This window comes from Peribacillus simplex, assembly GCF_001578185.1.
Classification (GTDB): domain Bacteria; phylum Bacillota; class Bacilli; order Bacillales; family DSM-1321; genus Peribacillus; species Peribacillus simplex_A.
On the sequence record NZ_CP011008.1, the window covers coordinates 5176444 to 5201982 of the forward strand.

21 protein-coding genes are annotated in these 25539 nt (G+C 42.2%); 3 read left to right on the forward strand and 18 right to left on the reverse strand.

Annotated elements, in window-relative coordinates; translation table 11 throughout:
- Positions 1–92: 92 nt before the first annotated feature.
- The 5 genes from glpX to UP17_RS24305 form a co-directional block, all read right to left on the reverse strand.
- On the reverse strand, positions 93–1055 hold the full coding sequence (gene glpX / locus UP17_RS24285) for a class II fructose-bisphosphatase (RefSeq protein ID WP_061465732.1): 963 nt from the start codon (positions 1053–1055) through the stop codon (positions 93–95).
- 99 nt (positions 1056–1154) lie between these two features.
- On the reverse strand, positions 1155–2438 hold the full coding sequence (locus tag UP17_RS24290; RefSeq protein WP_061465734.1) for a UDP-N-acetylglucosamine 1-carboxyvinyltransferase: 1284 nt from the start codon (positions 2436–2438) through the stop codon (positions 1155–1157).
- A gap of 208 nt (positions 2439–2646) precedes the next feature.
- A complete protein-coding gene (fsa, locus tag UP17_RS24295; protein WP_061465736.1) occupies positions 2647–3297 on the reverse strand; it encodes a fructose-6-phosphate aldolase in 651 nt (216 codons plus the stop codon).
- Positions 3298–3471: 174 nt separating this feature from the next.
- Positions 3472–4329 carry a class II fructose-bisphosphate aldolase gene (locus UP17_RS24300; RefSeq protein ID WP_061465738.1) on the reverse strand — a complete coding sequence of 286 codons (858 nt, stop codon included), beginning with the start codon at positions 4327–4329 and terminating at the stop codon, positions 3472–3474.
- A gap of 248 nt (positions 4330–4577) precedes the next feature.
- Positions 4578–4949: a response regulator gene (locus UP17_RS24305; RefSeq protein WP_061465740.1), complete on the reverse strand. Its 372-nt coding sequence runs from the start codon at positions 4947–4949 to the stop codon at positions 4578–4580.
- A gap of 298 nt (positions 4950–5247) precedes the next feature.
- Between UP17_RS24305 and UP17_RS24310 the strand changes: the two genes are divergently transcribed.
- Complete coding sequence (locus UP17_RS24310; RefSeq protein WP_061465742.1) at positions 5248–5778, forward strand: DUF2529 domain-containing protein; 531 nt, start codon at positions 5248–5250, stop codon at positions 5776–5778.
- Positions 5779–5827: 49 nt separating this feature from the next.
- Here UP17_RS24310 and UP17_RS24315 read toward each other — a convergent pair whose 3' ends face one another.
- From UP17_RS24315 to UP17_RS24355, 10 genes are all read right to left on the reverse strand, one after another.
- Positions 5828–7435 (reverse strand): CTP synthase, encoded by a 1608-nt coding sequence (locus tag UP17_RS24315; RefSeq protein ID WP_061465744.1) that lies wholly within the window; start codon positions 7433–7435, stop codon positions 5828–5830.
- A 411-nt stretch (positions 7436–7846) separates the two neighbouring features.
- Positions 7847–8428, reverse strand: coding sequence for a DNA-directed RNA polymerase subunit delta (gene rpoE / locus UP17_RS24320; RefSeq protein WP_061465745.1), 582 nt, complete (start codon positions 8426–8428; stop codon positions 7847–7849).
- Positions 8429–8642: 214 nt separating this feature from the next.
- Positions 8643–8804 (reverse strand): hypothetical protein, encoded by a 162-nt coding sequence (locus UP17_RS28070; protein WP_155727492.1) that lies wholly within the window; start codon positions 8802–8804, stop codon positions 8643–8645.
- A 140-nt stretch (positions 8805–8944) separates the two neighbouring features.
- Complete coding sequence (gene icmF, locus UP17_RS24325; RefSeq protein ID WP_061465747.1) at positions 8945–12211, reverse strand: fused isobutyryl-CoA mutase/GTPase IcmF; 3267 nt, start codon at positions 12209–12211, stop codon at positions 8945–8947.
- Positions 12212–12241: 30 nt separating this feature from the next.
- Complete coding sequence (locus tag UP17_RS24330; protein WP_061465749.1) at positions 12242–12874, reverse strand: TetR/AcrR family transcriptional regulator; 633 nt, start codon at positions 12872–12874, stop codon at positions 12242–12244.
- Positions 12875–12989: 115 nt separating this feature from the next.
- On the reverse strand, positions 12990–14129 hold the full coding sequence (locus UP17_RS24335; protein WP_061465751.1) for an acyl-CoA dehydrogenase: 1140 nt from the start codon (positions 14127–14129) through the stop codon (positions 12990–12992).
- 26 nt (positions 14130–14155) lie between these two features.
- The gene (locus UP17_RS24340) at positions 14156–15292 is read right to left on the reverse strand and encodes an acyl-CoA dehydrogenase (protein ID WP_061465753.1); all 1137 of its coding nucleotides are present in this window, start codon (positions 15290–15292) and stop codon (positions 14156–14158) included.
- A 31-nt stretch (positions 15293–15323) separates the two neighbouring features.
- A complete protein-coding gene (locus UP17_RS24345) occupies positions 15324–16181 on the reverse strand; it encodes a 3-hydroxybutyryl-CoA dehydrogenase (protein ID WP_061465754.1) in 858 nt (285 codons plus the stop codon).
- Positions 16182–16212: 31 nt separating this feature from the next.
- On the reverse strand, positions 16213–17403 hold the full coding sequence (locus UP17_RS24350; RefSeq protein WP_061465755.1) for an acetyl-CoA C-acetyltransferase: 1191 nt from the start codon (positions 17401–17403) through the stop codon (positions 16213–16215).
- A 193-nt stretch (positions 17404–17596) separates the two neighbouring features.
- Positions 17597–19726: a (Fe-S)-binding protein gene (locus UP17_RS24355; RefSeq protein ID WP_061466314.1), complete on the reverse strand. Its 2130-nt coding sequence runs from the start codon at positions 19724–19726 to the stop codon at positions 17597–17599.
- A gap of 306 nt (positions 19727–20032) precedes the next feature.
- Between UP17_RS24355 and cls the strand changes: the two genes are divergently transcribed.
- Both cls and uvsE read left to right on the forward strand, forming a co-directional pair.
- Positions 20033–21235 (forward strand): cardiolipin synthase, encoded by a 1203-nt coding sequence (cls, locus tag UP17_RS24360; protein ID WP_061465757.1) that lies wholly within the window; start codon positions 20033–20035, stop codon positions 21233–21235.
- A 27-nt stretch (positions 21236–21262) separates the two neighbouring features.
- Positions 21263–22216 (forward strand): UV DNA damage repair endonuclease UvsE, encoded by a 954-nt coding sequence (uvsE, locus tag UP17_RS24365; RefSeq protein ID WP_061465759.1) that lies wholly within the window; start codon positions 21263–21265, stop codon positions 22214–22216.
- Positions 22217–22264: 48 nt separating this feature from the next.
- Here the strand turns inward: uvsE and argS are convergent, their stop codons facing one another.
- The 3 genes from argS to speB all read right to left on the reverse strand — a co-directional run bounded on the left by argS (position 22265) and on the right by speB (position 25535).
- Complete coding sequence (gene argS / locus UP17_RS24370) at positions 22265–23935, reverse strand: arginine--tRNA ligase (RefSeq protein ID WP_061465760.1); 1671 nt, start codon at positions 23933–23935, stop codon at positions 22265–22267.
- 3 nt (positions 23936–23938) lie between these two features.
- Positions 23939–24379 (reverse strand): YwiB family protein, encoded by a 441-nt coding sequence (locus UP17_RS24375; RefSeq protein ID WP_061465763.1) that lies wholly within the window; start codon positions 24377–24379, stop codon positions 23939–23941.
- 277 nt (positions 24380–24656) lie between these two features.
- Positions 24657–25535: an agmatinase gene (speB, locus tag UP17_RS24380; RefSeq protein WP_061465765.1), complete on the reverse strand. Its 879-nt coding sequence runs from the start codon at positions 25533–25535 to the stop codon at positions 24657–24659.
- Positions 25536–25539: the final 4 nt, after the last annotated feature.

Consider the following 25539-nt stretch of genomic DNA (forward strand, 5'->3'; position numbering starts at 1 on the left):
TTATTTTAATTATTCAACTTAAATTTTTTAAAAGAGAAAGCGAGCGATGTACCCGCTCGCTTTTTAGCTGTGATCTTTTCTAAAAAACGTTCTTAGTCAATCAGACCATTCGGTTTAATTTTAAGACTGTGACGTCCATCAATGAAACGAACGGTTCCAGATTTAGCACGCATGACTACGGATTGTGTTTCGCCGTAATTTCCTTTAAATTGTACACCTCGTAAAAGCTCTCCATCAGTCACACCTGTTGCAGCAAAGATTGCGTCATCTCCGCGAACAAGGTCTTCCATTCTGAGGACTCTTCCTAAATCAAGGCCCATTTTTACACAGCGTTCCACTTCTTCATCACTTTGAGGAATAAGTTTACCTTGAATTTCTCCTCCGAGGCATTTCAAGGCAACAGCTGCAATAACTCCCTCTGGAGCTCCGCCAGATCCGAATAAGATGTCAACACCGGTAAGATCGAAGGCCGTATTGATGGCACCTGCTACATCCCCATCGTTGATCAACTTGATACGTGCCCCTGCCTCACGAAGTTCGTGAATGATCTTCGAATGACGATCACGGTTCAAAACTGTTGCGACTACGTCTTGGATATCTTTATTTTTTGCCTTGGCTACCGCTTTCAGGTTGTCCAACACAGAAGCATTGATATCAATCTGACCAACAGCCTCGGGACCAACGGCTATTTTATCCATATACATATCCGGGGCATGAAGCAAGTTCCCCTTATCTGCTATCGCCAATACAGCCAATGCATTCCAGCCGCCAGATGCAACGATGTTCGTTCCTTCCAAAGGATCAACTGCAACATCCACTAGTGGCCCAAGACCAGTACCAAGCTTTTCACCAATATAAAGCATTGGCGCTTCATCCATTTCCCCTTCACCGATTACAACCGTCCCTTGCATGGGTATTGTATTGAAAACATCCCTCATTGCAGTTGTTGCTGCATCATCTGCTTCGTCTTTCATTCCTCTTCCCATCCAACGAGCAGAATTCAGTGCCGCCGCCTCTGTTACGCGGACAAGCTCCATCGATAAACTTCTTTCCATTTCCGGTTCCCCCTCATGTACACTAGCATGATTTATTTATATATTAGTATAACACATTATATCATATATAGTAACACAATGGGGTAACAAGAAAAGGGATCAGCTTTTAAGCTGCTCCACCTCTTCTTGCGTCATTTCTTCACGCCAAATCGTTGCTCCCAAACCTGAAAGTTTTTCAACCAGATGGCTATATCCGCGATCTATATGTTCAAGCCCGGTCACTTCGGTAATCCCTTCAGCCATTAAACCGGCAATTACCAGAGCTGCTCCGGCACGTAAATCGCTTGCCTTCACTTTTGCTCCATGAAGCTGGACAGGACCATCAATGATGCCTGCTCTGCCCTCGACTTTGATCTTCGCATTCATGCGTCGCAGTTCATCAATATGCTTAAATCGTGCCCCGTATATCGTATCGGTCACCATGCTAGAACCGCTTGCTTTTGTTAAGAGTGAAGTGAAGGGCTGCTGAAGATCTGTTGGAAACCCGGGATAAACCAGCGTCTTGATATCAACGGACTTATATTTATCTCCTGGTGAGACAAAAATCTGATCATCACCGGCTTCAATATTAATTCCCATTTCCCTCATTTTGGCAGTCAATGACTCCAAATGCTGGGGGATGACATTATCGATCAAGATTCCTTCACCGACCGCAGCGGCTAAAATCATGAAAGTCCCGGCTTCAATCCGATCTGGTATGATCGTATGTTTGCACCCATGTAAACTTTCCACACCATCAATACGAATGATATCGGTTCCGGCACCCTTGATTTTCGCTCCCATGTTGGTCAACAATGTGGCAACATCGATGATTTCCGGTTCTTTCGCAGCATTTTCAATCACTGTGCGGCCTTTGGCCAAAACAGCGGCAAGCATAATATTGATCGTTGCCCCTACACTGACGACGTCCAAATAAATGCGTGCCCCCCGTAGCTCGTCCGCCCTAAGGTAAATGGCTCCTTGTTCATTCGTCACTTGTGCGCCTAGCGCTTCAAACCCCTTTATATGCTGATCTATTGGGCGAGGACCTAAATGGCAGCCTCCAGGCAAGCCAATCACTGCCTTTTTGAATTTACCAAGCATCGCCCCCATTAAATAATAGGAGGCACGTAACTTCTTAACTCTTCCATTGGGAAGAGGCATTGAAATCATTCTGCTGGGATTCACTGTCATTTCCCCATCATCAAAGGAAACCTCACCGCCAATTTCCTCCATTAACTCTTTCAGCATCTGTACATCCGAGATATCAGGCAGCCCTTCAATCGTTACAGGAGAGTCCGCCAAAATTGTTGCAGGGATAAGGGCAACCGCACTATTTTTTGCTCCGCTGACACGAATGCTTCCCTTTAAAGGATAGCCACCGGCAATTTTAAGTTTTTCCATAATAAACTCCCTTCCACGCTAAGCACTTAGATGCTACTTCCAAAAAGTAATATTTTACCACAAGAAAATTGCATAATCCGACAACATTCACTATCTGTTCCTTAGTTTACACAAAATTATAAAATTCATGTAAAAAAAGCTAAAAATTTCTAATTTATGTTAATTTTATTTAAAACGGTGCAATCTATAGCGACTTAGCGGCAAGGCATTATGCTTCAGTACGAGAATTCCAATCCTTCAAGAAAGCTTCAATCCCTTTGTCCGTTAATGGGTGGTGGAATAGTTGTATTAAAACTTTATAAGGGATCGTTGCAATATGTGCCCCTTTAAGAGCCGCTTCAGTAATATGCATCGGGTGGCGGATAGAAGCTGCAATGATCTCAGCATTGATATCATGGATCGCAAATATGTCAGCAATATCCGAAATTAAATCCAAACCATTTTGGCCAATGTCATCCAAACGCCCTAAAAATGGCGATACATAAGTTGCCCCAGCCCTAGCTGCCAATAATGCTTGGTTGGCACTGAAAATAAGGGTGACATTTGTTTTGACACCTTGTTTTGTAAGAGCTGCAACAGCCTTCAAACCGTCTGGAGTCATTGGTACCTTAATCGTGATATTAGGTGCAATTGCAACTAATTCCTTGGCTTCAGCCATCATTCCTTCAAAATCAAGCGCAATCACTTCTGCAGAAACGGATTCCTTAACAAGGCTTGTGATTTCTTTTAACCGTTCATGGAAAGAAACTCCCTTTTCTCTTGCAACAAGGGACGGGTTAGTCGTAACACCTGCTAAAACGCCAAGTTCGTGTGCTTGCTTTATTTCTTCCATGTTTGCTGTATCAATAAAGAATTTCATAAAATATCCTCCGTATGTAATCAATTTTTTTATCTGAATTCTAATTGTTCAAAAAATAGAGCTCGGATTCCAGTCTGCATCTAAAAGAAACCATTAGGGGGGTGCCCCCCCAAATGGAATTATCATCTATTTCATCTTACATTTAAGGGATGAAACCCATATTGCTTTTGTTATTTATGCTTTACCGTTTGAACCGAATTCACGCATTTTGCCGATGACAGTTTCTTTAATCGCTTCACGGCCAGGTACCATGTATTTACGTGGATCGTATACTTCAGCATCGTTATTCAGAATTTCACGAACGGCTTTTGTGAACACAATTTGATTTTCCGTATTCACATTGATTTTTGATGTTCCAAGAGAAATCGCTTTTTGGATATCTTTCGTAGGAATGCCTGTACCACCATGAAGAACAAGAGGTTTGTTTGTTAAATCCCGTACTTCTTCCATTTCTTTATAGCCTAGGTTAGGCTCACCTTTGTATGGACCGTGAACGGATCCCAACGCTGGAGCAAAACAATCGACATTCGTTTCTTTAACTAACTGTTCACATTCTTGAGGATCTGCATATACGACTCCATCAGCGATCACATCATCTTCTTGTCCGCCAACTGTGCCCACTTCCGCTTCAACAGAAACATTACGTGCGTGAGCGAATTCGACAACCTTCTTGGTTGTTTCGATATTCTCTTCAATCGGGTGGTGCGAAGCATCGATCATTACTGAAGTGAATCCAGCTTCGATAGCCTCTTTACATTTATCAAAACTTGAACCATGGTCAAGGTGAATGGCCACAGGAACAGTGATTTTCATGTCTTCCAACAATCCTTGAACCATCATGACAGTCGTTTTAAAACCACCCATATGACGGGCAGCCCCTTCGGAAACACCAAGGATGACTGGAGATTTTTCTTGTTCTGCAGCAGCTAAAATGGCTTGAGTCCATTCCAAGTTATTGATATTGAATTGACCTACTGCATATTTTTCTTCAAGAGCTTTATTCAGCATATTTTTCATAGAAACTAAAGGCATTTGATTTCCTCCTACTAGTGAATGTAATTATTTTAAAGTTAATTCTTTCTAGATATTCCCTAAAACCAAAGTAGCATACGCTTATAAATCAGAATATCTCGCTTCTTTTAGCATATCAATACATCAAAAAAACAGCAACAAATACACTATATCGTGCTTCAAATTTTATTCCAAAAAAAACAACGGCCCATCTTAAAAAAGATAGCCGCGGCAATTCTTTAGTCAAAAATATTAAATTATCAAGACCATTAACTTGACTGTATCGGTAAATATTCACGAACGGCTTTTCTAATATCATCAATATCAAACGGCTTTGCAAAGTGGGTCATTGCACCTAAATCCTTTGCTTCTTGAATCATATCGAGTTCACCATATGCGGTCATGATTATGACCCGGATGTCCGGATCGACCACTTTCATCCTCTTCAATATCTCAATGCCATCCATTCCGGGAATCTTCATATCCAGTAATACAAGATCTGGTGAATGATTATTTAGCACTTCCAGGGCCTGAATGCCATTTGCGGCTTGAAATGTTTCATACCCTTCTTTATGTAAAACCTCGTTCAATAAAATACGAATCCCAAATTGATCATCAACTATTAATATTTTCCCTGACATTTAATCACCTCTCCCTTACCCGATTTATTTAATTAAATGTATTAGCCTAGTCGGCCATTACATAGGCTGCGTCAAATTACTTGTAGTCCAACGCATTTATTCCCCATTCATGATTTCTATGTTCATATTCGATAATTGTAACAAAATTCCTGCTCTATGGCTAAAAGGATTTTCATTTTTTTTGTTTTTTCGACCGATTTAGTTAATTCAGCCCTTTGGATCAGAAGCCCAGAAGCCTGTCAATGCAAGGGAAAGTCCTTTATAATGAAGATATAATTTTTTAAAGGAGTCTCTAATCATGTTAAAAATTTTCTCGACACAGATAAGCGGTTTATTTAAAAAAATGATTGAAAATGAAGCCTTTGAAATGGAGGATGCCGGCCGCCTGCTGGCTCAGGCGGCGATTGGGGATGGCTCAGTGTTCATTCACGGATTTGGTGAAATGCAGGGCGTCACATCGGAGGCTTTGGATGGGGCAGAACCTTTTCCTAAGGCAAAAAGATTTGAATTGGGAGAAACTATGTCCAGGGAAGATCGATTTCTTATATTCACTCGCCATTCAGATGATTTTGAAGCATTGATGCTGGCAAAACAACTAAAGGAAAATGATATACCATTTGTTGCAGTTTCTACATCCGTTCCTTCTAAAGAGGAGTCCCTTCTAGAGTTGGCGGACGTACATATAGATTTACGTATGCAACGAGGGTTGATCCCCGATGAAACTGGAAATCGATATGGGTACCCTACCCTCATTGCCGCTCTTTTCGCCTATTATGGGATTAAATTCACTCTTGAAGAAATCATAAAAGAATATGAAGATGAAGAATGAAAAATTATCTTAAACAAAAAAACAGCCACATGGGCTGTTTTTTTATTTATTAAAGTTTTTTGCTGCTCTTTAAAGACATACCGACAAAGTCACGGAATAGCGGCTGTGGACGGTTAGGGCGTGACGTGAATTCCGGATGGAATTGGGAAGCCACAAACCAAGGATGATCTTTCAATTCAACGATTTCAACCAGACGGCCATCTGGGCTTGTACCGGAGAAGACAAATCCTGCCTCTTCCATAGCCTGACGGTAGTGGTTATTGAACTCATAACGGTGGCGGTGACGTTCATAAACAACCTCATCATTATATGCTTCGTATGCTTTAGTTCCTTCGATAAGCTTACATGGATACAGACCAAGACGCAGTGTTCCGCCCAAATCTTCTACATCCTTTTGCTCAGGAAGTAGATCGATGATTGGATCTGGAGTATCTTCCTTAATTTCAGCTGAATGCGCTTCTGGCAATCCTAGGACGTTGCGTGCATATTCAATGGATGCCAACTGCATGCCTAAACAGATTCCGAAGAACGGTGTTTTTGTCGTACGGGCAAACTCGGTCGCTGCAATTTTCCCTTCGATTCCGCGATCTCCAAAGCCACCAGGGACAAGGATTCCATCTGCATCTTTAAGAAGTTCAGCAACATTTTCTTTTGTTACATCTTCAGAATTCACCCAGTCGATTTCAACATCTGCATCAAATGCGTAACCTGCATGCTTAAGTGCTTCCACAACAGAAAGATAAGCATCTTGCAATTCAACATATTTTCCGACTAGAGCGATTTTCGTTTTCTTTGATAAAGAAGTTACCTTTTTGACAAGTTCCTTCCAATCTTCCATATCCGCTTCGCCACAGTCCAATTTCAAGTGATCACAAACGATTTGGTCCATATTTTGTGCTTGAAGCGCAAGAGGGATGGAGTAAAGTGTATCCGCATCAAGACATTCGATGACAGAATTTTTATCGATATCGCAGAATAAAGCGATTTTATCCTTCATATCTTGTGAAATTGGGCTTTCTGTACGTGCAACGATGATATTCGGCTGAATGCCAAGACTGCGTAATTCTTTTACACTATGCTGTGTCGGTTTTGTTTTCATTTCACCAGCAGCTTTGATGTAAGGGACCAGTGTACAGTGGATATACATAACATTATTGATCCCGATATCACTTTTAATTTGGCGAATCGCTTCAAGGAACGGAAGAGACTCGATATCCCCTACAGTACCACCAATTTCAGTAATGACTATATCGGCATTCGTTTCATTACCTGAACGGAAAACCCGTTCTTTAATTTCATTCGTGATATGGGGAATGACTTGAACTGTTCCACCTAAATAATCACCACGGCGTTCTTTTCTCAGGACGGTTGAATAAATTTTACCTGTAGTCACATTGCTGTGTTTACCAAGGTTGATATCAATAAAACGCTCATAATGCCCAAGATCCAAATCCGTTTCAGCACCATCATCTGTTACAAACACTTCACCATGTTGATATGGACTCATCGTACCAGGATCCAAGTTGATATAAGGGTCAAACTTCTGGATCGTAACATTCAATCCCCTATTTTTTAAAAGTCTACCTAAAGAAGCTGCAGTTATCCCTTTTCCTAAGGAAGAAACTACTCCACCTGTCACAAAAATATATTTTGTCATCTTATATCCTCCTATAGATTGTTTTCTTCGAATGCCGTTCTTCACATCATTTAATCTGAACCTGCATCAAATCTTCCGCCACACAGGCGGTTAAAGCTATAACCATAAAATCTGTACAAACCATTAATCACTTAAAGGTTTTTAGTGAGAGTCATGCAGGATACATGAACAAGAATAAATTTCCTTAAATGACAGTTAACATAAATATGTTCTCTATAGTTTTTACAATTCTAAGAGAAATCATTTTTAAAAATAAAAAAATGATGTCATTTATTCATTCCATCATTAAAAACAAAAACGCTCCGCTTACAATAAAAGTAAGGGAGCGATATAATTTAATCATTGTGTCCTTTTTTAAGGAGCCCAAAAATGATTCTACAAATTTCGCCTCAAAAAGTCAAGGGCGATTATTTATTTGTCATTCTCTTCTTTCAACTCTTCTTCGTCTTCATCTTCGTCCTCATCATCTTCCAGGACAAATGCTTCATCTTCAATTATTTCTTCTTCCAGATCGTCATCATCATCCACGTCATCATCCAAGAGCACTTCGTCAATAACTGGAGAACCTAGAATATCATCATCGTCGTCATCTTCATCCTCATCCAGATCATCGACATCTTCTTCAAAGTCAAGATCTTCGTCTTCAAGTTCATCGAAATCGTCGATAACGACAGCAGCCTTTTTCGTTTTCTTTTTCTTTTTAGGTTTTACAACATGCACGACTTCTTCTTCGATTTGGTCAACCGGATACCATGTTTTCAATCCCCAGCGGTTGTCCCCAAGTGAAGTGAAGCGGCCATCCACATTTAAATCCGTATAGAATTGTGCAATTTTCTTTGCCACTTCCGCTTTAGATAAATGGTGCAGCGAAGCTAATTCGCTTATTAAGTCTTTAAATGGAATCGGTTCATTTCTTTCCACCAACAAATCATATGCCATCTCTATTAAGGACATTTCCAATAATTGCTCTTTTGAGTGTTCTTTTAAACTCAAATTCCGCACTTCCCTTCTCTATTCAAACACTGAATTCCGTGTTTTTTCACATAAAAAAATAATCTAAAACAGTATTTCGATAAAATAACGACAATTCCTGCTAGACATATACTCCATTATAAACAATCTAAATGGGTTTATGCTAGTTCTATCTGATACTTTCACAGATTTACCTAAATGTCTATCTTTCACCGGAACCCTTAAGCAGAAAAAATCATGCACTTTCTTTTTTCGATTTCCGGCGAAAGGCTGCCGTAAAAAATACAACAGTCAGGATAAAAAAAGAGATGGCACCCAATTGATGCTCATACAATTCAATTAAAATAACGATGGCAAGAATGTAACCTATGATTTTCCCAATCATTTTCAGGTTCATTTTCTCAACTCCAATAGGGCTGATTCTTCATTTATGCCCCTTTTCCAAATAATTATAAGGTAAAATCTTCATTTTGTTAAAAAAGACGGAAATTATTTAAAAAAGGGGCCCCAAAAAATCGGTGCCCCCCCCTTCTTGCTCTACATATTTCTTCGATACTGACCGCCTACATCATATAGCGCCCTGGTTATCTGGCCAAGACTGGCCACTCTCACACAGTTCATCAGTTCAGCAAAGATATTTTCCCCATTCATGGCTGCCAATTTCAGTTTAGTTAGCGCCTCATCCGTGAACTCCTTATTTCTTTCCTGGAATGCCCGGAGATTTATGATTTGCCCTTCCTTTTCTTCCTTTGTTGCACGGGCAATTTCCATGCTGTTCACAGCTTCCTCGGAAGGAGGATTGGGGTTCAAATACGTATTGACCCCAACGATCGGCAATTCACCCGTATGCTTTTTCATTTCGTAATGCATGGATTCATCCTGGATTTTCCCGCGCTGATACTGTGTCTCCATAGCACCCAATACCCCGCCTCGATCATTGATCCGATCGAACTCTTGCAGTACAGCTTCTTCAACCAGATCCGTCAATTCCTCTACGATAAAGGCACCTTGCATCGGGTTTTCATTTTTTGAGAGCCCATGCTCCTTTGTAATGATCATTTGTATGGCCATTGCCCGGCGTACGGATTCTTCAGTAGGCGTCGTAATGGCTTCATCGTACGCATTAGTATGCAGCGAGTTACAGTTGTCCTGTAGTGCCATTAAAGCCTGTAGTGTCGTTCTAATATCATTAAAATCAATTTCTTGCGCATGAAGGGAGCGCCCTGAAGTCTGTATGTGGTATTTCAGCTTCTGGCTACGGTCATTCGCACCATATTTATCCCGCATGACTGTCGCCCAAATCCTTCTTGCCACCCTCCCGATAACCGTATATTCCGGGTCGAGCCCATTTGAGAAGAAGAATGACAAATTCGGGGCAAAGTCATCAATATTCATTCCGCGACTTAAATAATATTCGATGTAAGTAAAGCCATTCGCTAATGTAAAAGCCAGCTGTGAAATGGGATTGGCACCCGCTTCAGCAATGTGATAGCCAGAAATGGATACAGAGTAGTAGTTCCTGACTTTCCGATCAATGAAATATGCTTGGATATCTCCCATTAACCTTAAGGCAAATTCCGTAGAGAAGATGCAAGTATTCTGGCCTTGGTCCTCCTTCAGAATATCCGCTTGAACGGTTCCGCGTACCGTTTGAAGAGTATAAGCCTGCACTTCTTCTGCTTCGGCATCCGTAAGGGGGCGGCCTAGCTCTTCTTCTTTCCGTTGAATCTGCTGATCGACTGCCGTATTCATATACATGGCCAAAATGATCGGTGCCGGTCCATTGATGGTCATGGATACAGAGGTTGAGGGGTGGCAAAGGTCAAAGCCTGCATAAAGCTTTTTCATGTCATCCAACGTACAGATACTGACTCCGCTTTCCCCTACCTTTCCATAGATATCAGGCCGATGATCAGGATCCTCGCCATATAAAGTTACAGAATCGAAAGCCGTACTTAGCCGTTTAGCATTATCATCCTTTGACAAATAATGAAAACGCCTGTTGGTCCGGTCGGGCGATCCTTCACCGGCAAACTGCCGCTTCGGGTCTTCCCCTTCACGCTTGAATGGAAAGACTCCCGCTGTGTAAGGAAAGAAGCCGGGAACGTTCTCACGGAATACCCATCCTAAGATTTCTCCATAATCAACATATTTAGGCAATGATACTCTCGGAATCATTAAACCTGATAAACTTTTAGTTTTCAGCTTTGTGACGATTTCCTTATCCCTGACTCTCGTTATAAACTGCTCCCCTGCATACTTTTCTTTTAAATCCATCCATCCAGAAAGGATTTTTTTAGATTCAGGTGATAAATTTGAAGCGGTTTCCTTTTTCAAATTCTCTAAAGAAGCCACAATGCCTTCGTTACTATCATTTTCCTTAACTGCTTCAATAGCTCCTTCAAGCTGGAAAAGCCTGCGGGCAATACGTACTTGTTCAGCCGCGCGTTTATGATACGATCTGACCGTATCACTGATTTCACGTAAATAATAACGGCGATCGGTTGGAATGATGACATTTTGCTTATAGACATCCGCTTCTTTCGAAAAGGCAGTAATCCAACCCGTCCCTGATTTTTCATTAAGCTTTTCAATCAGTGCTGCGAATAATGCATTTGTTCCTGGGTCATTGAATTGGGAAGCTATTGTACCGTATACCGGCATTTCCGATGGATCTTGATCAAAAAGCGTACGACTTCTTTGATATTGTTTTTGAACTTGGTTTTTTGCATCCTCGGAGCCTTTACGCTCATATTTGTTAATGACTATCAAGTCTGCGTAATCAATCATATCGATTTTTTCGAGTTGTGAAGGCGCACCGAATTCACTCGTCATTACATACATGGATACATCGCATATTTCGGCAATTTCTGCATCTCCCTGACCAATTCCGCTCGTTTCAACGATGATCAGATCGAATCCAGCTGCCTTCACGACTGAAATGGCATCTTTTATCGCCAAAGACAACTCACTTTTTGAATGACGCGTGGCTAGGCTCCTCATATAAACTCGCTCTGAAAAAATCGCATTCATTCTAATCCTGTCACCTAACAGGGCACCGCCTGTTTTTTGTTTGGTCGGGTCGACAGATAGAATGGCGACTTTCTCGTCTGGAATTTCATTAATGAACCTCCGTATCAATTCATCAGTCAACGAACTTTTTCCAGCGCCGCCCGTCCCTGTAATCCCAAGAACAGGAACCTTCTTTTCGGAAGTCTTGATCTGCTCAAAAAGACTCTCCACCGCTGCCGCAGATTCCTTTGAAGCGTCGAGTCTATTTTCAGCAAAGGTAATAAATTGGGCAATGGCATTTGTTCCCCCTGCAATCAATTCATCAAAGCGTTCCTGTAAAGATGGTTTGACAGTCGAGAAATCACACTCCTCCATCAATACATTTATCATGCCTTGAAGCCCATATTCCCGCCCTTCATCAGGAGAAAAGATGCGGGCAATCCCATAATCATGGAGTTCTTTAATTTCCTTCGGGATGATGACACCGCCACCTCCGGCAAAAATCCGAATGTGCTCGGCTCCCTTTTCTTTCAGCAGGTCATACATATATTTAAAATATTCCACATGACCGCCTTGGTAAGATGACATGGCTATTCCCTGAACATCTTCCTGGATGGCAGCATTCACGATCTCCTCCACCGAACGATTATGTCCTAAGTGAATTACTTCCGCCCCGCTGGACTGAAGGATTCTCCTCATTATATTGATAGATGCATCATGTCCATCAAATAGACTCGATGCTGTAACGAATCTGATATGGTTCTTCGGTTTATACACCTCAACTGTACTCATTTAGCTCCTCCTTATTGAAACGTTTTTATATCAGAGACTTTTCTGAAGCGATACATTTTGAATCAATAATTGCGTCTGCAGTTCAACATACTCTTGAAGCGTGTAATTTTTATGCAAAGCCCATCTTCTGAAACTCCACATCTGTCCCTGAACAAAAATGTTATGTGAAACAAGGCTTATTTGTTTTTCCGTCAACAATAGCTCCCCATTCTCAACACACTTCGTTATGACCTTTTCGAACATGCCCACCATCCGAATTTCTTTGTTCAGAACATAAGGTAAAGCATCTTTCGTCAGAGCTTTCACTTCCTGATACATGACCAGCACTTCGTCCTGCATTTCATCCATCACTTTATAAAAGTAAGCGATCGTCAGCTTCAAACTTTCAAGTGTCCCATCACTCTGTTCTATTTCTTTTTGAAGCTTTTCCTGGACTTCATCGTAGATAAAGTCACAGACGAGATATAATATATCTTCCTTGGTCCGGATATACTCGTATAACGTGCCAATACTGAAGCCAGCGGCTTTGGCAATTTCCCTGGTAGTCGTTCGATGAAATCCCTTTTCCTTAAAAAGGGTGACCGCCCCTTTAATCATTTGTGTACGCCTTTTTTCAACCAGCCGCTCATCCTTTACCGATGCAAGAACTTCTCTTTTTTCCATTTTCAAACCCCTTTTTTGAATCCCTTCAATTAATTACCAAAGACATACTTCCGAAGAAATTGAAAAGGGTATTCCGGTAAGGACGATGCCTCATCGGAAAACCTCGATTTCAATACTATTTAGTAATCATCCTTGAGATGACCAGCTTTTGAATTTCCTGTGTGCCTTCGTAGATCTGGGTTATTTTCGCATCACGCATATACCGCTCCACTGGGTAATCTTTTGTATAACCATAACCACCGAAAACCTGCACGGCTTCCGTCGTCACTTTCATTGCTGTATCTCCAGCAAAGAGTTTGGACATGGCCGACTCTTTTCCATAAGGAAGGCCCACTGATTCCAACCAGGCAGCCTGATAGGTTAATAGCCTTGAAGCTTCAACACCTGTTGCCATATCCGCCAATTTAAAACCGATTCCTTGCTGTGCAGAAATTGGCTTGCCGAATTGTACGCGCTCTTTTGCATAGTCAACTGCGGCATCCAGTGCACCTTGGGCTATGCCTACAGCTTGTGCTGCAATTCCATTACGGCCCCCATCAAGCGTCATCATCGCAATTTTAAAGCCTTCTCCTTCTTTTCCAAGAAGGTTTTCTTTAGGAACTCTGCACTCATCAAAGATGATTTCCGTGGTCGGTGATGAACGGATTCCCAGCTTCTTCTCTTTTTTACCAACACTAAAACCCGGGAAGTCCTTTTCAATGATAAAGGCACTCGTTCCTTTTTGTTTCGATTCAGGATTTGTCAATGCAAAGACGACATATGTATCAGCAATCCCGCCGTTCGTAATGAAGATTTTCGAACCGCTGATAATATATTCATCACCTACAAGCTTTGCAGACGTTCTCATACCGCCTGCATCTGAGCCTGAGCTAGGTTCAGTAAGGCCGTATGCACCGATTTTTTCCCCCAGTGCCATCGGGCGAAGGTATTTTTGTTTTTGCTCTTCAGAACCAAATTTATATATTGGCCACCCTGCAAGCGAAGTATGGGCTGATAGAGTCACTCCAGTAGAAGCGCAAACGCGGGAAAGTTCCTCAATCGCTATGCAATACGCTAAGTAATCGCTTCCAATTCCGCCGTATTCCTCTGGCCACGGAATCCCTGTCAGTCCAAGTTCAGCCATTTTATCGAAAATCTCTCGGTCAAATCGTTCTTCTTCATCCCTCTCGGCAGCTGTCGGAGCCACTTCATTCTGGGCAAAGTTGCGTACCATCTTCCTAATCATTTCATGTTCTTCCGTTAGTTTAAATTGCATGACCATGTCCCCCGTCTTTTTCGTATTTATAGACTCTTACTGATGACCATTCTCTGTATTTCACTCGTTCCCTCATAAATTTCGGTTACCTTTGCATCCCTGAAATAGCGCTCGACCGGATATTCTGTTGAATACCCGTAGCCTCCGAACACTTGGACTGCTTCTATCGTCACATCGACAGCCGTCCTCGAAGCAAATAGCTTAGCCATGGCCGCTTCTTTACCGCACTTCAATCCACTTGAGCGTAAATACGCCGCCCGATAGACCAGTAGCCTTGAAGCTTCTATGCCTGTTGCCATTTCGGACAGTTTGAAACCGATCCCCTGTTGTGCTGCAATGGGTTTGCCAAATTGAACCCTGTCTTTTGCATATTGGACAGCATGTTCCATGGCGCCTTCTGCAATTCCCAAAGCTTGAGAAGCAATGCCAATCCTTCCAGCATCCAAGTTGGCCATTGCAATTTTAAAGCCTTCACCTTCTTTGCCTAAGAGATTGGCAGCAGGCACTTTCATATCCTCGAACGTCACCTGTACGGTGCTCGAACCATGAAGGCCCATTTTACGTTCATCTTTACCGATGATTAAGCCTGGCGTCCCTTTTTCTACGATAAAAGCAGAGATTCCCTTGCTTCCCTTCTGAGGGTCGGTTGAAGCAAAAACAATAAACACATCCGCTTCCCCGCCGTTGGTGATAAAAACCTTGGACCCATTTATTCGATATTTTCCGTCTTCCTTTACTGCTACTGCCTTGGATTTCAAGCTCGCGGCATCTGAACCCGAACTTTGCTCAGTTAAGCAAAAGGCGCCCAGATATTCACCAGCGGCTAACTTAGGCACATATTTTTGCTTCTGCTCTTCCGTTCCAAAATAAACGATTGGGTTTGTGCCAACAGAAGTATGAACGGACAGTATGACACCAAGAGTTGGACTTACTTTGGAAATCTCATTGATGGCGATGATATACGACATGAAATCCATACCTGCGCCACCGTATTTTTCTGGAATGGGGATTCCCATCAAACCAAGCCCACCCATTTTTTGCAGGATCGTTTTTGGAAACACTCCCCTTTCCATTGTCTCGATATGAGGTGTAATCTCATTTTCTGCAAAATTGCTTACCATCTTCCGCATCATTTCCTGTTCTTCGGTAAACTTGAAATCCATTCCTTCACTCCTCCCTAGCTGCAAATGCTTTCTATGATTGGTTATATTCATAAAATCCACGTCCTGCTTTCTTGCCTAGCCACCCTGCTTTCACATATTTCCTTAACAGCGGACACGGTCGGTATTTATCGTCTCCCAGTCCTTGGTGAAGGGTTTCCATTATGTATAAGCATGTATCGAGCCCAATGAAGTCAGCTAGCGTAAGCGGGCCCATGGGATGGTTCATTCCCAACTTCATTACATCGTCAATCGCCTCTTTAGTAGCGACGCCCTCATAAAGTGTATAGATGGCCTCATTGATCATCGGCATCAAAATCCGATTCGCTACAAAACCTGGAAAATCATTGACTTCCACCGGTACCTTGTTCAAGGTTTCAGCCATCTTTTCTACCTCTTTATAAACTTCATCCGATGTAGCAAGGCCACGGATGATCTCAACCAGCTTCATGACTGGAACGGGGTTCATAAAATGCATGCCAATTACCTTTTCCGGCCTATTCGTGGCAGCGGCTATCTCAGTAATCGGAAGCGAAGAAGTATTGGATGCAAGAATGACCTGCTGCGGCGTGATTTCATCCAGCTCGGCGAATATTTTTGTTTTTATTTCCATATTTTCCACTGCCGCTTCAATCACTAAATCAACGGCAGCTGCATTTTTTAAATCCGTCGATGATGTCAAACGGGAAAGGATCGCATCTTTTTCCCCGGGCCCCATTTTCCCTTTTTCTACTTGACGGGAAAGATTCTTGGTAATTGTCCCTAGTCCCTTTTCTACATATTCTTCTTTTAAATCGTGTAAAAGTACTTCATAACCGCTCATTGCACAAACCTGGGCAATGCCAGATCCCATCTGTCCCGCACCAATGACCATCACTTTTTGAATGCTCATGAAAACCCCTCCTCATTTATCTATGAAACTATCATCCTTGTTTTGGCACTTCGATTAAAATGGCATCTCCCTGCCCGCCTCCACTACAGATCGCTGCGATGCCCAATCCTCCTCCTCGGCGTTTCAATTCATGCATCAGCGTAATGATGATGCGAGCACCACTTGCCCCGATTGGGTGACCTAATGCTACAGCACCGCCGTTAACATTCACTTTTCCAGGCTCGATGTTGGCAATTTTTCCACTGGCGAGTGCAACCGCTGCAAATGCTTCGTTCACTTCAAATAAATCAATATCCTCTATCGATTTACCTGTCTTCTTCAGGATTTCATTTATGACCAAACCTGGCGTTTTAGGGAAGTCCTTTGCTTCCACTGCCACTTCTGCATGAGCCACAATATAGGCAAAAGGCGTTTTCCCTTCTTTTTCCGCACGTTCCTCACTCATCAATACGAGTGCTCCTGCCCCATCATTGACGCCAGGTGCATTACCTGCCGTAATGGTACCCTCATTATTAAAAGCCGGACCTAATTTTGCTAACTTCCCGGCAGATGTATCTTTTCTTGGGCCTTCATCATGTTCGATGGTAATTGGTTCGCCTTTTCGCACCGGCACCTGTACGGCAATGATTTCTTCTGCAAGAATACCGCCATCGATTGCTTTTATCGCTTTTTGATGACTCTCGTAAGCCCAGCTATCCTGTTCCTCACGGGTGATTTCAAGATCTTCGGCAGTACTGTTTCCGTAAGTGCCCATATGAACGCCTGTAAAGCTGCAACTAAGTCCATCCGAAATCATGGTATCCTTAAGTTGGGCATCTCCCATCCTTAGGCCCCACCTTGCTTTCGGAAGAATATAAGGCGCATTGCTCATCGATTCCATTCCTCCGGCAACAATGATTTCTTCTTCACCTAAGCGAATGATCTGATCAGCCAATGTAACACTGCGAAGTCCTGATGCGCATACTTTATTAATGGTTTCCGTTTTCACTTCCCAAGGCATTCCAGCATGACGTGCTGCCTGTCGTGACGGTATTTGACCTTGGCCCGCTTGAAGTACATTCCCCATGATAACCTCGCCTACTTGCCCGCCTTCAACCCCTGCCCGATCAAGTGCCTCTTTGATTGCTATTCCACCAAGCTGAGATGCTGTCAAACCGCTAAGGCCGCCGCCAAATTTACCAAAAGGTGTTCTCACACCACTAATAATCACTGTTTTTGCCATCATTATTTCCCCCTTCAATAACATTGATTGAACGCTCGCTCAATATGAAGTTAAAAAAAATCGTTTTGTAAGCGCTTAATATCATCTTACATAATTTTTACAAAAATTAAAATATTTAGTTTGTAAATATTTAAAAATTGCCTGCTTCCATTTGGCTCATTCCATATAGAAGAAGCAGGCATTCCATTTTAAATTAAGATGCAATCGATTTATTTTCACCAATGACCGCTTTTTCGAGCAGTTCAGCTACATCATACGTTTTAACATTTTCCTCAACTTCTTTTGCTTTCGTCCCATCAGATAGCATGGTCAGGCAATAAGGACATCCGGAACTGATCACTGTTGGACTGACGGCGAGTGCTTGTTCAGTACGTGCCACATTGATGCGGTTTCCTGTTTCCTCTTCCATCCACATCAAACCGCCTCCAGCTCCACAGCACATCCCTTTTTCACGGTTGCGCTCCATCTCAATAAGTTTCACACCTTCAATGGATTGTAAAATTTCACGCGGCGGGCTATATACTTCATTGTACCTTCCCAAATAACAGGAATCGTGGAATGTAATCGTTTCATTCACTGGATACTGAGGCACCAATCTGCCTTCACTTACAAGTTTGGCTAACAATTCAGTATGGTGATACACTTCAGCTTTCAAGCCAAAATCCGGATACTCATTCTTAAAAATATTGTATGCATGCGGATCGATCGTTACGATTTTCTTGATTTCATTCTTCTGGAATTCTTCTATATTCTTCATGGCAAGCTCTTGAAAAACAAACTCATTTCCCAATCGACGAGGAGTATCCCCTGAGTTTTTCTCCTTATTTCCGAGGATTGCAAATTTGACGCCCGCCTCATTCAATAATTTTGCAAAGGAAAGGGCAATCTTCTGGCTTCGGTTATCGTATGATCCCATTGAACCTACCCAGAATAAATATTCGAATTCCTCGTCTGCCTTTTGTAATTCCTTCACGGTAGGAACGCTGACATCTTCCCGAAGGCTTCTCCAATCTTCTCTCTCTTTACGGTTAAGCCCCCACGGGTTTCCTTGACGTTCGATATTTGTCATGGCACGTTGTGCATCAGGATCCAGCCTGCCCTCTGTCAATACCAGATAACGGCGCATATCGATGATTTTGTCGACATGTTCATTCATTACCGGGCATTGATCTTCACAGTTCCGGCAAGTCGTACATGCCCAAAGTTCTTCTTCCGTAATGACTTCGCCAATCAGGCTCGGACTGTATGCTTCGGTCGCTGCAGCTGATTCCTGCGCCCCCTTGGCGGCACTCGCTAGAGCTATCTTATTTCCCTCCGTATTCCCAAAAACAAAAGATGGCACCCATGGCTGCTTCGTTGTAACAGCAGCGCCTGTATTTGTTAAATGGTCACGCATCTTGATGATGATATCCATCGGTGACAGCATTTTACCGGTACCAGTAGCAGGGCACATATTCGTACAACGCCCGCACTCCACACAGGCATAGAGGTCCACCATTTGATATTGCGTCAAGTCTTCGATATATTTGGCGCCGTAATATTGATTGCCTTCTTTGTCGAAAACTTCTTCTTCCAAATCAACCGGCTTCAATTTCCCTGGATTGTCCAGGCGATTGAGGAATACATTTATCGGACCGGCAATCAAGTGGGCATGCTTAGATTGCGGGATATAAACAAGGAACGATAATATGATCAGTAAATGCAGCCACCAAGCTACATAAAAAACAACTGTTGCCGCTGTTGTTCCCATCCAGCCAAAAAGGAAAGCAATGCTTGAAGCGATTGGCTCTGACCAAGTTGCATCGTGTTCATGCCAGATCATTCCCATTCCATTCCCCAGTAACACGGTAATCATGATTCCAGTAATGAAGATGACAACCAATCCTGCTTTGAAATCCCTTTTCAAGCGAACGAGCTTCTCGACATAACGACGGTAAGCCGCCCATAGGATTGCGACAAGAACGGTAAGCGTCACAATTTCCTGGAAGAAAGTAAAGGCCGGATAAACAGGGCCAAACGGTAAATGCCATCCCGGTCTTAAGCCTTTAATGAAGAAGTCCAGTGCCCCAAATTGCACTAAGATGAAACCATAAAATAACATGGCATGTATGATTCCGCTTTTCTTATCTTTAAAGAGCTTCTTCTGTCCAAATACATAAACCCCTATTTTCACAAGACGATCTTTCACACGGTTATCGAATTCCACTTTTTTGCCAAGTTTTATATAAGCTATACGAGTCCTTACCAAATAGATAAACAAACCCGCGGCGTAAGCGGTTACAATCAGGAATGCAGTTAAGTTGATCCACAGCAAGCCATTCATTTCCATGCAGTCTTTCCCCCTTTTTGTAAATTGTAAATGCCAAAAGGTAGCCATTTAAATAAAATAGAAAATTTGGCATTTTTCTGAAATTTAATTAACTCCATTATATAATGAATGAGCATTCAGTCAACTTTTTTCTTCTAAAAACATATTTGATTTTTCTACACCTTATTGTATAGTTCGACAATTCCGTTAATTTCCCCTTCTGTATTCTAAAAAAAATTGAGGTTCCTTTCCCCGCTTTTTAATGGTTACTAACAGGGAATTTGAGCCAAACTAAATGAAATCATTTAGGGGGGATTTTTTTTGAAGATTATCACTACGATTGCCTCTATATTTTTATTGATCTTCACTTGGTGCTGGGTTGATCTTAAGATAGGGCATAAGCGTTATATGAAGCAGGCAACCAACATTAAATATCCGCCTCGGAACAGTGACATGACTATATTTACATCAGGAAAAATCCTGTTTGATGATTTTATGAAAGAAGTCAAGCGAGCTCAGCATTCCATCCATATCCTTTTTTATATTGTGAAAAATGATAAATTCAGCAAGGATTTTTTGAAGTTACTGCAATCAAAAGCGGAAGAGGGCGTGGAAGTGCGACTTTTAGTAGATTGGGTTGGAAGTAAAAAGATTTCCCGCAAAACCATTCAGGAGCTAACTAAAAGCGGGGTTCATTTTTCTTTTAGCTTTAAACCGAAACTTCCTTTCCTTTTCTATACAATACAAAAAAGAAATCACCGAAAAATTACTGTGATAGACGGCAAAATCGGCTATCTTGGGGGCTTTAATATCGGTAAGGAGTATATTAACCAAGGGGAAAAGCTCAACCCTTGGAGGGATTATCATTTGAAAATGACCGGGGAGGGGGTAAGGGACCTGCAGGAAGTCTTCCTCTCGGATTGGTTCTATGATACAAACGAGGATCACAGGGGAACACCTGCCTATTTCCCGACATTGACTCCCGGGTCGCAGGTACATCAGGTTTTTGTCACGAATGGAAGTGATCTTGAACAGTCCTTAGCACACATGATTCAGCAAGCCAATAATAAAATCATCATCGGGACTCCATACTTCATTCCCAGTGAAACTCTATTTCAAGAATTAAGGGAGGCCCTTGCACGCAATGTTTCCGTAACGGTCATCGTACCTGAAAAATCAGACCATGCCCTTGTCAAAGAAGCATCCTTTCCCTACTTCAGGGTATTATTAAAAGATGGGGCTGAAATCATGCAATTCCAAAGAGGGTTCTACCATTCTAAAGTGATACTTATTGATGATACAATCTGTGATATCGGTACGGCTAATTTTGATAAACGCAGCCTTTTTTTAAATAGTGAAATCAATTGTCTGGTATTTGACCGGACATTTATAGCAGATGCAGAAAAGGAATTGGCGGTGGACCTAGCTGAATCCAAGCCATTAAGCAGTGACGCGCTTTCCTCCATGAATGTTGTCCGATCAGCAAAAGAATCGCTGGCCTCCGTCCTTTCTCCTTTTCTTTGAAATCCCGCTGTTCAAGGAGAAAATATAATGAAAATAAGATTTGGATTTGTATCCAACGCAACCCGTTTATGGGAAGCTTCTCCAGCTAAGACACTTACTTTCAAGCGATATATCACACTTGGCACGGAAAAAGGGATGGAAAAACTGCTGAGTGTGACTAGGCAGAACATTGAAAATACCTTAAGGGTCCTTCAATATAACACGGCCCACCAAATAGAAATATACCGGATGTCCAGTTCAATTGTTCCTTTAGCCACGCATCCCGAAATAGAATGGGATTTCGTCACTCCTTTTAGAAGAGAGTGGAAACAGCTTGGAGATTGGGTTTCTGAACATAAGATGAGGATTAGCTTCCATCCCAATCAGTTTACGCTGTTTACCAGCCCTAAACCCGAGATTACACAAAATGCCGTAAAAGATATGGAGTTCCATTATAAAATGCTTGATGCAATGGCCATTGCAGACTCTTCTTTTATCAATATCCATGTCGGCGGAGCCTATGGTGACAAAGATTCCGCCATAGTAAGGGTTCATGACAATCTTAAATCGCTTCCTATCCACGTCAAGGAAAGAATGACCTTGGAGAATGATGATAAAACCTATACAGCATCAGAAACCCTGAGTGTATGTAAGAAGGAAGGCATTCCACTTGTCTTTGATTACCACCACCATCTCGCAAACCTTTCAACTGAGCCTCTTAACGAGCTGCTCACCGAGGTGTTCACCACTTGGAGTCAGGCAGGGGCGGTACCAAAGATTCATATTTCATCCCCGAAATCGGCAGGTGAATTTCGCTCGCATGCTGATTATATCGATTTGGAATTCATCATGCCCCTTTTTAAAGTGCTTAAGGGACTTGGACAAGACGTGGATTTCATGATTGAAGCCAAGATGAAGGACCGGGCGATGTTGCAGCTGATTGAAGATATAGCTAAGGTACGTGGTGTAAAAAGGGTAAGCGGCGGTGCCATCGAGTGTTAATCAAATTAAAAAAAGCGTCTGTTTCGTTAGAAACAGACGCTTTTTCCTTTACATTTTTTCCGGCGCCGAAACCCCGATTATAGCTAATGCATTCTTTAAAGTAATTTGGACGGATTTGACCAGTCCTAGACGTGCCTTACTTCTTTCCATCTTTTCAACATCCAAAACCTTATCGGCATTGTAAAAACTGTGGAATGTAGAAGCCAAGTCGAATATATAATTCGTCATGCGGTGAGGCATACGTTTTTCGGCAGCTTCCGCTATTGCCTGCGGGAACTCACCTAATTTCTTCAGAAGCTCCACTTCTTTTTCAGTAGAAAGGGCCGAGAAATCAGTGACCCCTTCATAGCTGATCCCTTGTTCCACACCTTGGCGTAAAATGCTGGAAATACGGGCGTGAGCATATTGCGCATAATAAACCGGATTATCATTGGATTGTGATACCGCAAGATCCAAATCGAAGTCCATATGAGTATCCGCACTTCTCATTGCAAAGAAATAACGTGTTGCATCCAGACCCACTTCATCAATAAGATCACGCATCGTGACGGCTTTACCGGTACGCTTACTCATCTTCATTTTCTCGCCGTCTTTATACAGGTGAACAAGCTGGATGATTTCTACTTCAAGCTGCTCGCGTTTGTATCCTAATGCTTCAATCGCTGCCTTCATACGCGGTATATAGCCGTGGTGGTCCGCACCCCAGATATTGATCAACGTTTCAAAGCCGCGCTCCAGTTTATTACGGTGATAGGCAATATCCGGTGTCAGATATGTGTAGGACCCATCCTGTTTAATAAGCACGCGGTCTTTATCATCGCCTAATTCTGTAGAGCGGAACCATGTAGCCCCATCTTCCTCGTAGACATGGCCTCTTTCCCTTAACACTTTGAGTGCTTCATCAATCTTACCGTCTTGATATAGGGAAGTTTCGGAATACCATACATCAAATCCGACACGGAAATTCCCCAAGTCTGTTTTCAGTTTTTCCATTTCATATTTCAAGCCGTACTCTCGGAAAAATTCAAAACGCTCTTTTTCATCGGCATTTACAAATTTATCACCATATTCACTGGCAAGCGTTTTACCGATGCCAATGATATCTTCGCCATGATAACCACCCTCAGGCATATCCTTTTCGAGACCAAGTGCTTGGAAATAGCGTGCTTCGATGGAAAAGGCCAAATTATTGATTTGGTTTCCTGCATCATTGATGTAATATTCACGTGAAACATCATAACCTGCTTTAGACAGGATATTACATAACGTATCACCCACTGCTGCACCGCGGGCATGGCCGAGATGAAGATCACCGGTCGGATTCGCTGAAACGAACTCCACTTGGACTTTTTCGCCTTTTCCAAAGTCACTTTCCCCATATGCTCCATCCACTTTCAAAATGACTGGAATCAATTCTGTCAAATAAGAATTATTCATGTAGAAGTTTATGAATCCTGGACCAGCAATTTCAATTTTTTCGATGGATGCTTTTGAATTGTCAAAGTTTTCGATGATTGCTTCCGCTATCATTTTTGGTGCTTTCTTTGCAATCTTCGTTAATTGCATGGCCATATTCGTGGAATAATCTCCGTGTGTTTTATCTCTTGGGAGTTCCAATACAACGTTTGGAATCTGCTCTTCCGTTGCTAAACCAGCTTTAATGACTGCCGCTTTAATTTCTTCTTTCAGTTTTTCCTGTACCTCTTTTACTATATTCATGTGCTATGCTTCCTCCTTATAGGAAATCGTCATCTCATATTGACCGGGTTCGCTTCCCTGCATATGTAACGTATATTTAAGGACAAGTTTCCCTTGTTTGGACTGCTCATCCCATTGATGATGAATTTTTTTCGCGGTCGTCCGTAACCCTAACCTGCCGTATATACTTTCATAATGTCCATTTGTCGCTTCCTGCAAGCGGAAAAGCTGCCTCATTTTAATGGCACCATTTCTAAGCAGGATCGTTTCATCCGTTTTGTGCTTGATGGTCGTTTGTGTTTGACCAGCTTCATTTTCCTCTTTATATTGCAAATATAAGTCTGAACCTTTATACATTTTTGTACCAAAAGTGACCAGCTCATACGTTTCCGTCTCTGAGCCGTGCTTGATTTTTGTCTGTAACGTCACTTTAATAGTATGCTTATCTATATCATGAAGAGTCAAAGCTACACTTCCTTCATCATGTCGTTCTTAACTTTATAAGTATAAATATTCTTCAAGGAAGTTTCAACTTGGAGCGGGAAAATAAAGTGTAAATCCAATAAAGTGAGGATAAACTTGCGAAATCATATTGTAGCAATTCATTTGATTTTAACGCAAGAATGACTCATTGGGGCGGAATTATTAAAAAAGAGTCCATCAGGTGTAAAATTCTTTTCCGGATTGGATGAAAAAAAAGACCATCCCCGCTAAAAAACAGGAACAGTCAAGTCTTCATCCATTAACCTTTTTGTACCCAACCTAAAAGCATTTCGCGAATCAGCTTGCTCGCCGTGTTCGCCGTTTGCTCGGATGGATCATAAATCGGTGCCACTTCAACTAAATCGCAGCCGACTACATTAATTTCAGAACGGGCTATCTCATGAATCGAAGCTAAAAGCTCTTTTGAAGTGATGCCCCCACAATCTACGGTGCCTGTTCCTGGCGCATGTGCAGGATCTAGAACATCGATGTCGATCGTCACATATACAGGACGACCTGCCAACTGCGGCAGTACTTCTTTCAGAGGTTCAAGAACTTCAAATTTAGAGATGTGCATGCCGTTTTCTTTTGCCCATTGGAATTCTTCCTTCAAACCGGAACGAATGCCGAAAGAGTATACATTTTTCGGACCGATAAGTTCCGCTGATTTACGGATGATGGACGCATGGGAAAGCGGCTCGCCCTCATAGTCCTCACGTAAGTCTGTATGGGCATCCATATGGATGATGGCCATATCGGGATACTTTTTGTACATGGCTTTAATGACAGGCCATGTGACAAGGTGTTCCCCTCCCATCCCCATTGGGAACTTACCTGCATCTAACACGCTGTCGACAAATTTTTCAATCATATCGATGCTGCGCTGCGGATTACCGAATGGTAATGGAATATCCCCTGCATCAAAGAATTTAACTTCCTCTAATTCACGATCTAAATACGGGCTGTACTCTTCCAAACCAATCGAAACTTCACGAATCCGGGTAGGGCCAAAGCGAGAGCCCGGACGGAAACTTACCGTCCAGTCCATCGGCATACCGTATAGCACAGCTTCAGATTCCTCAAAAACGGGATGGCTTTTAATGAATACATTGCCTGAATAGGCTTCATCGAATTTCATTGTC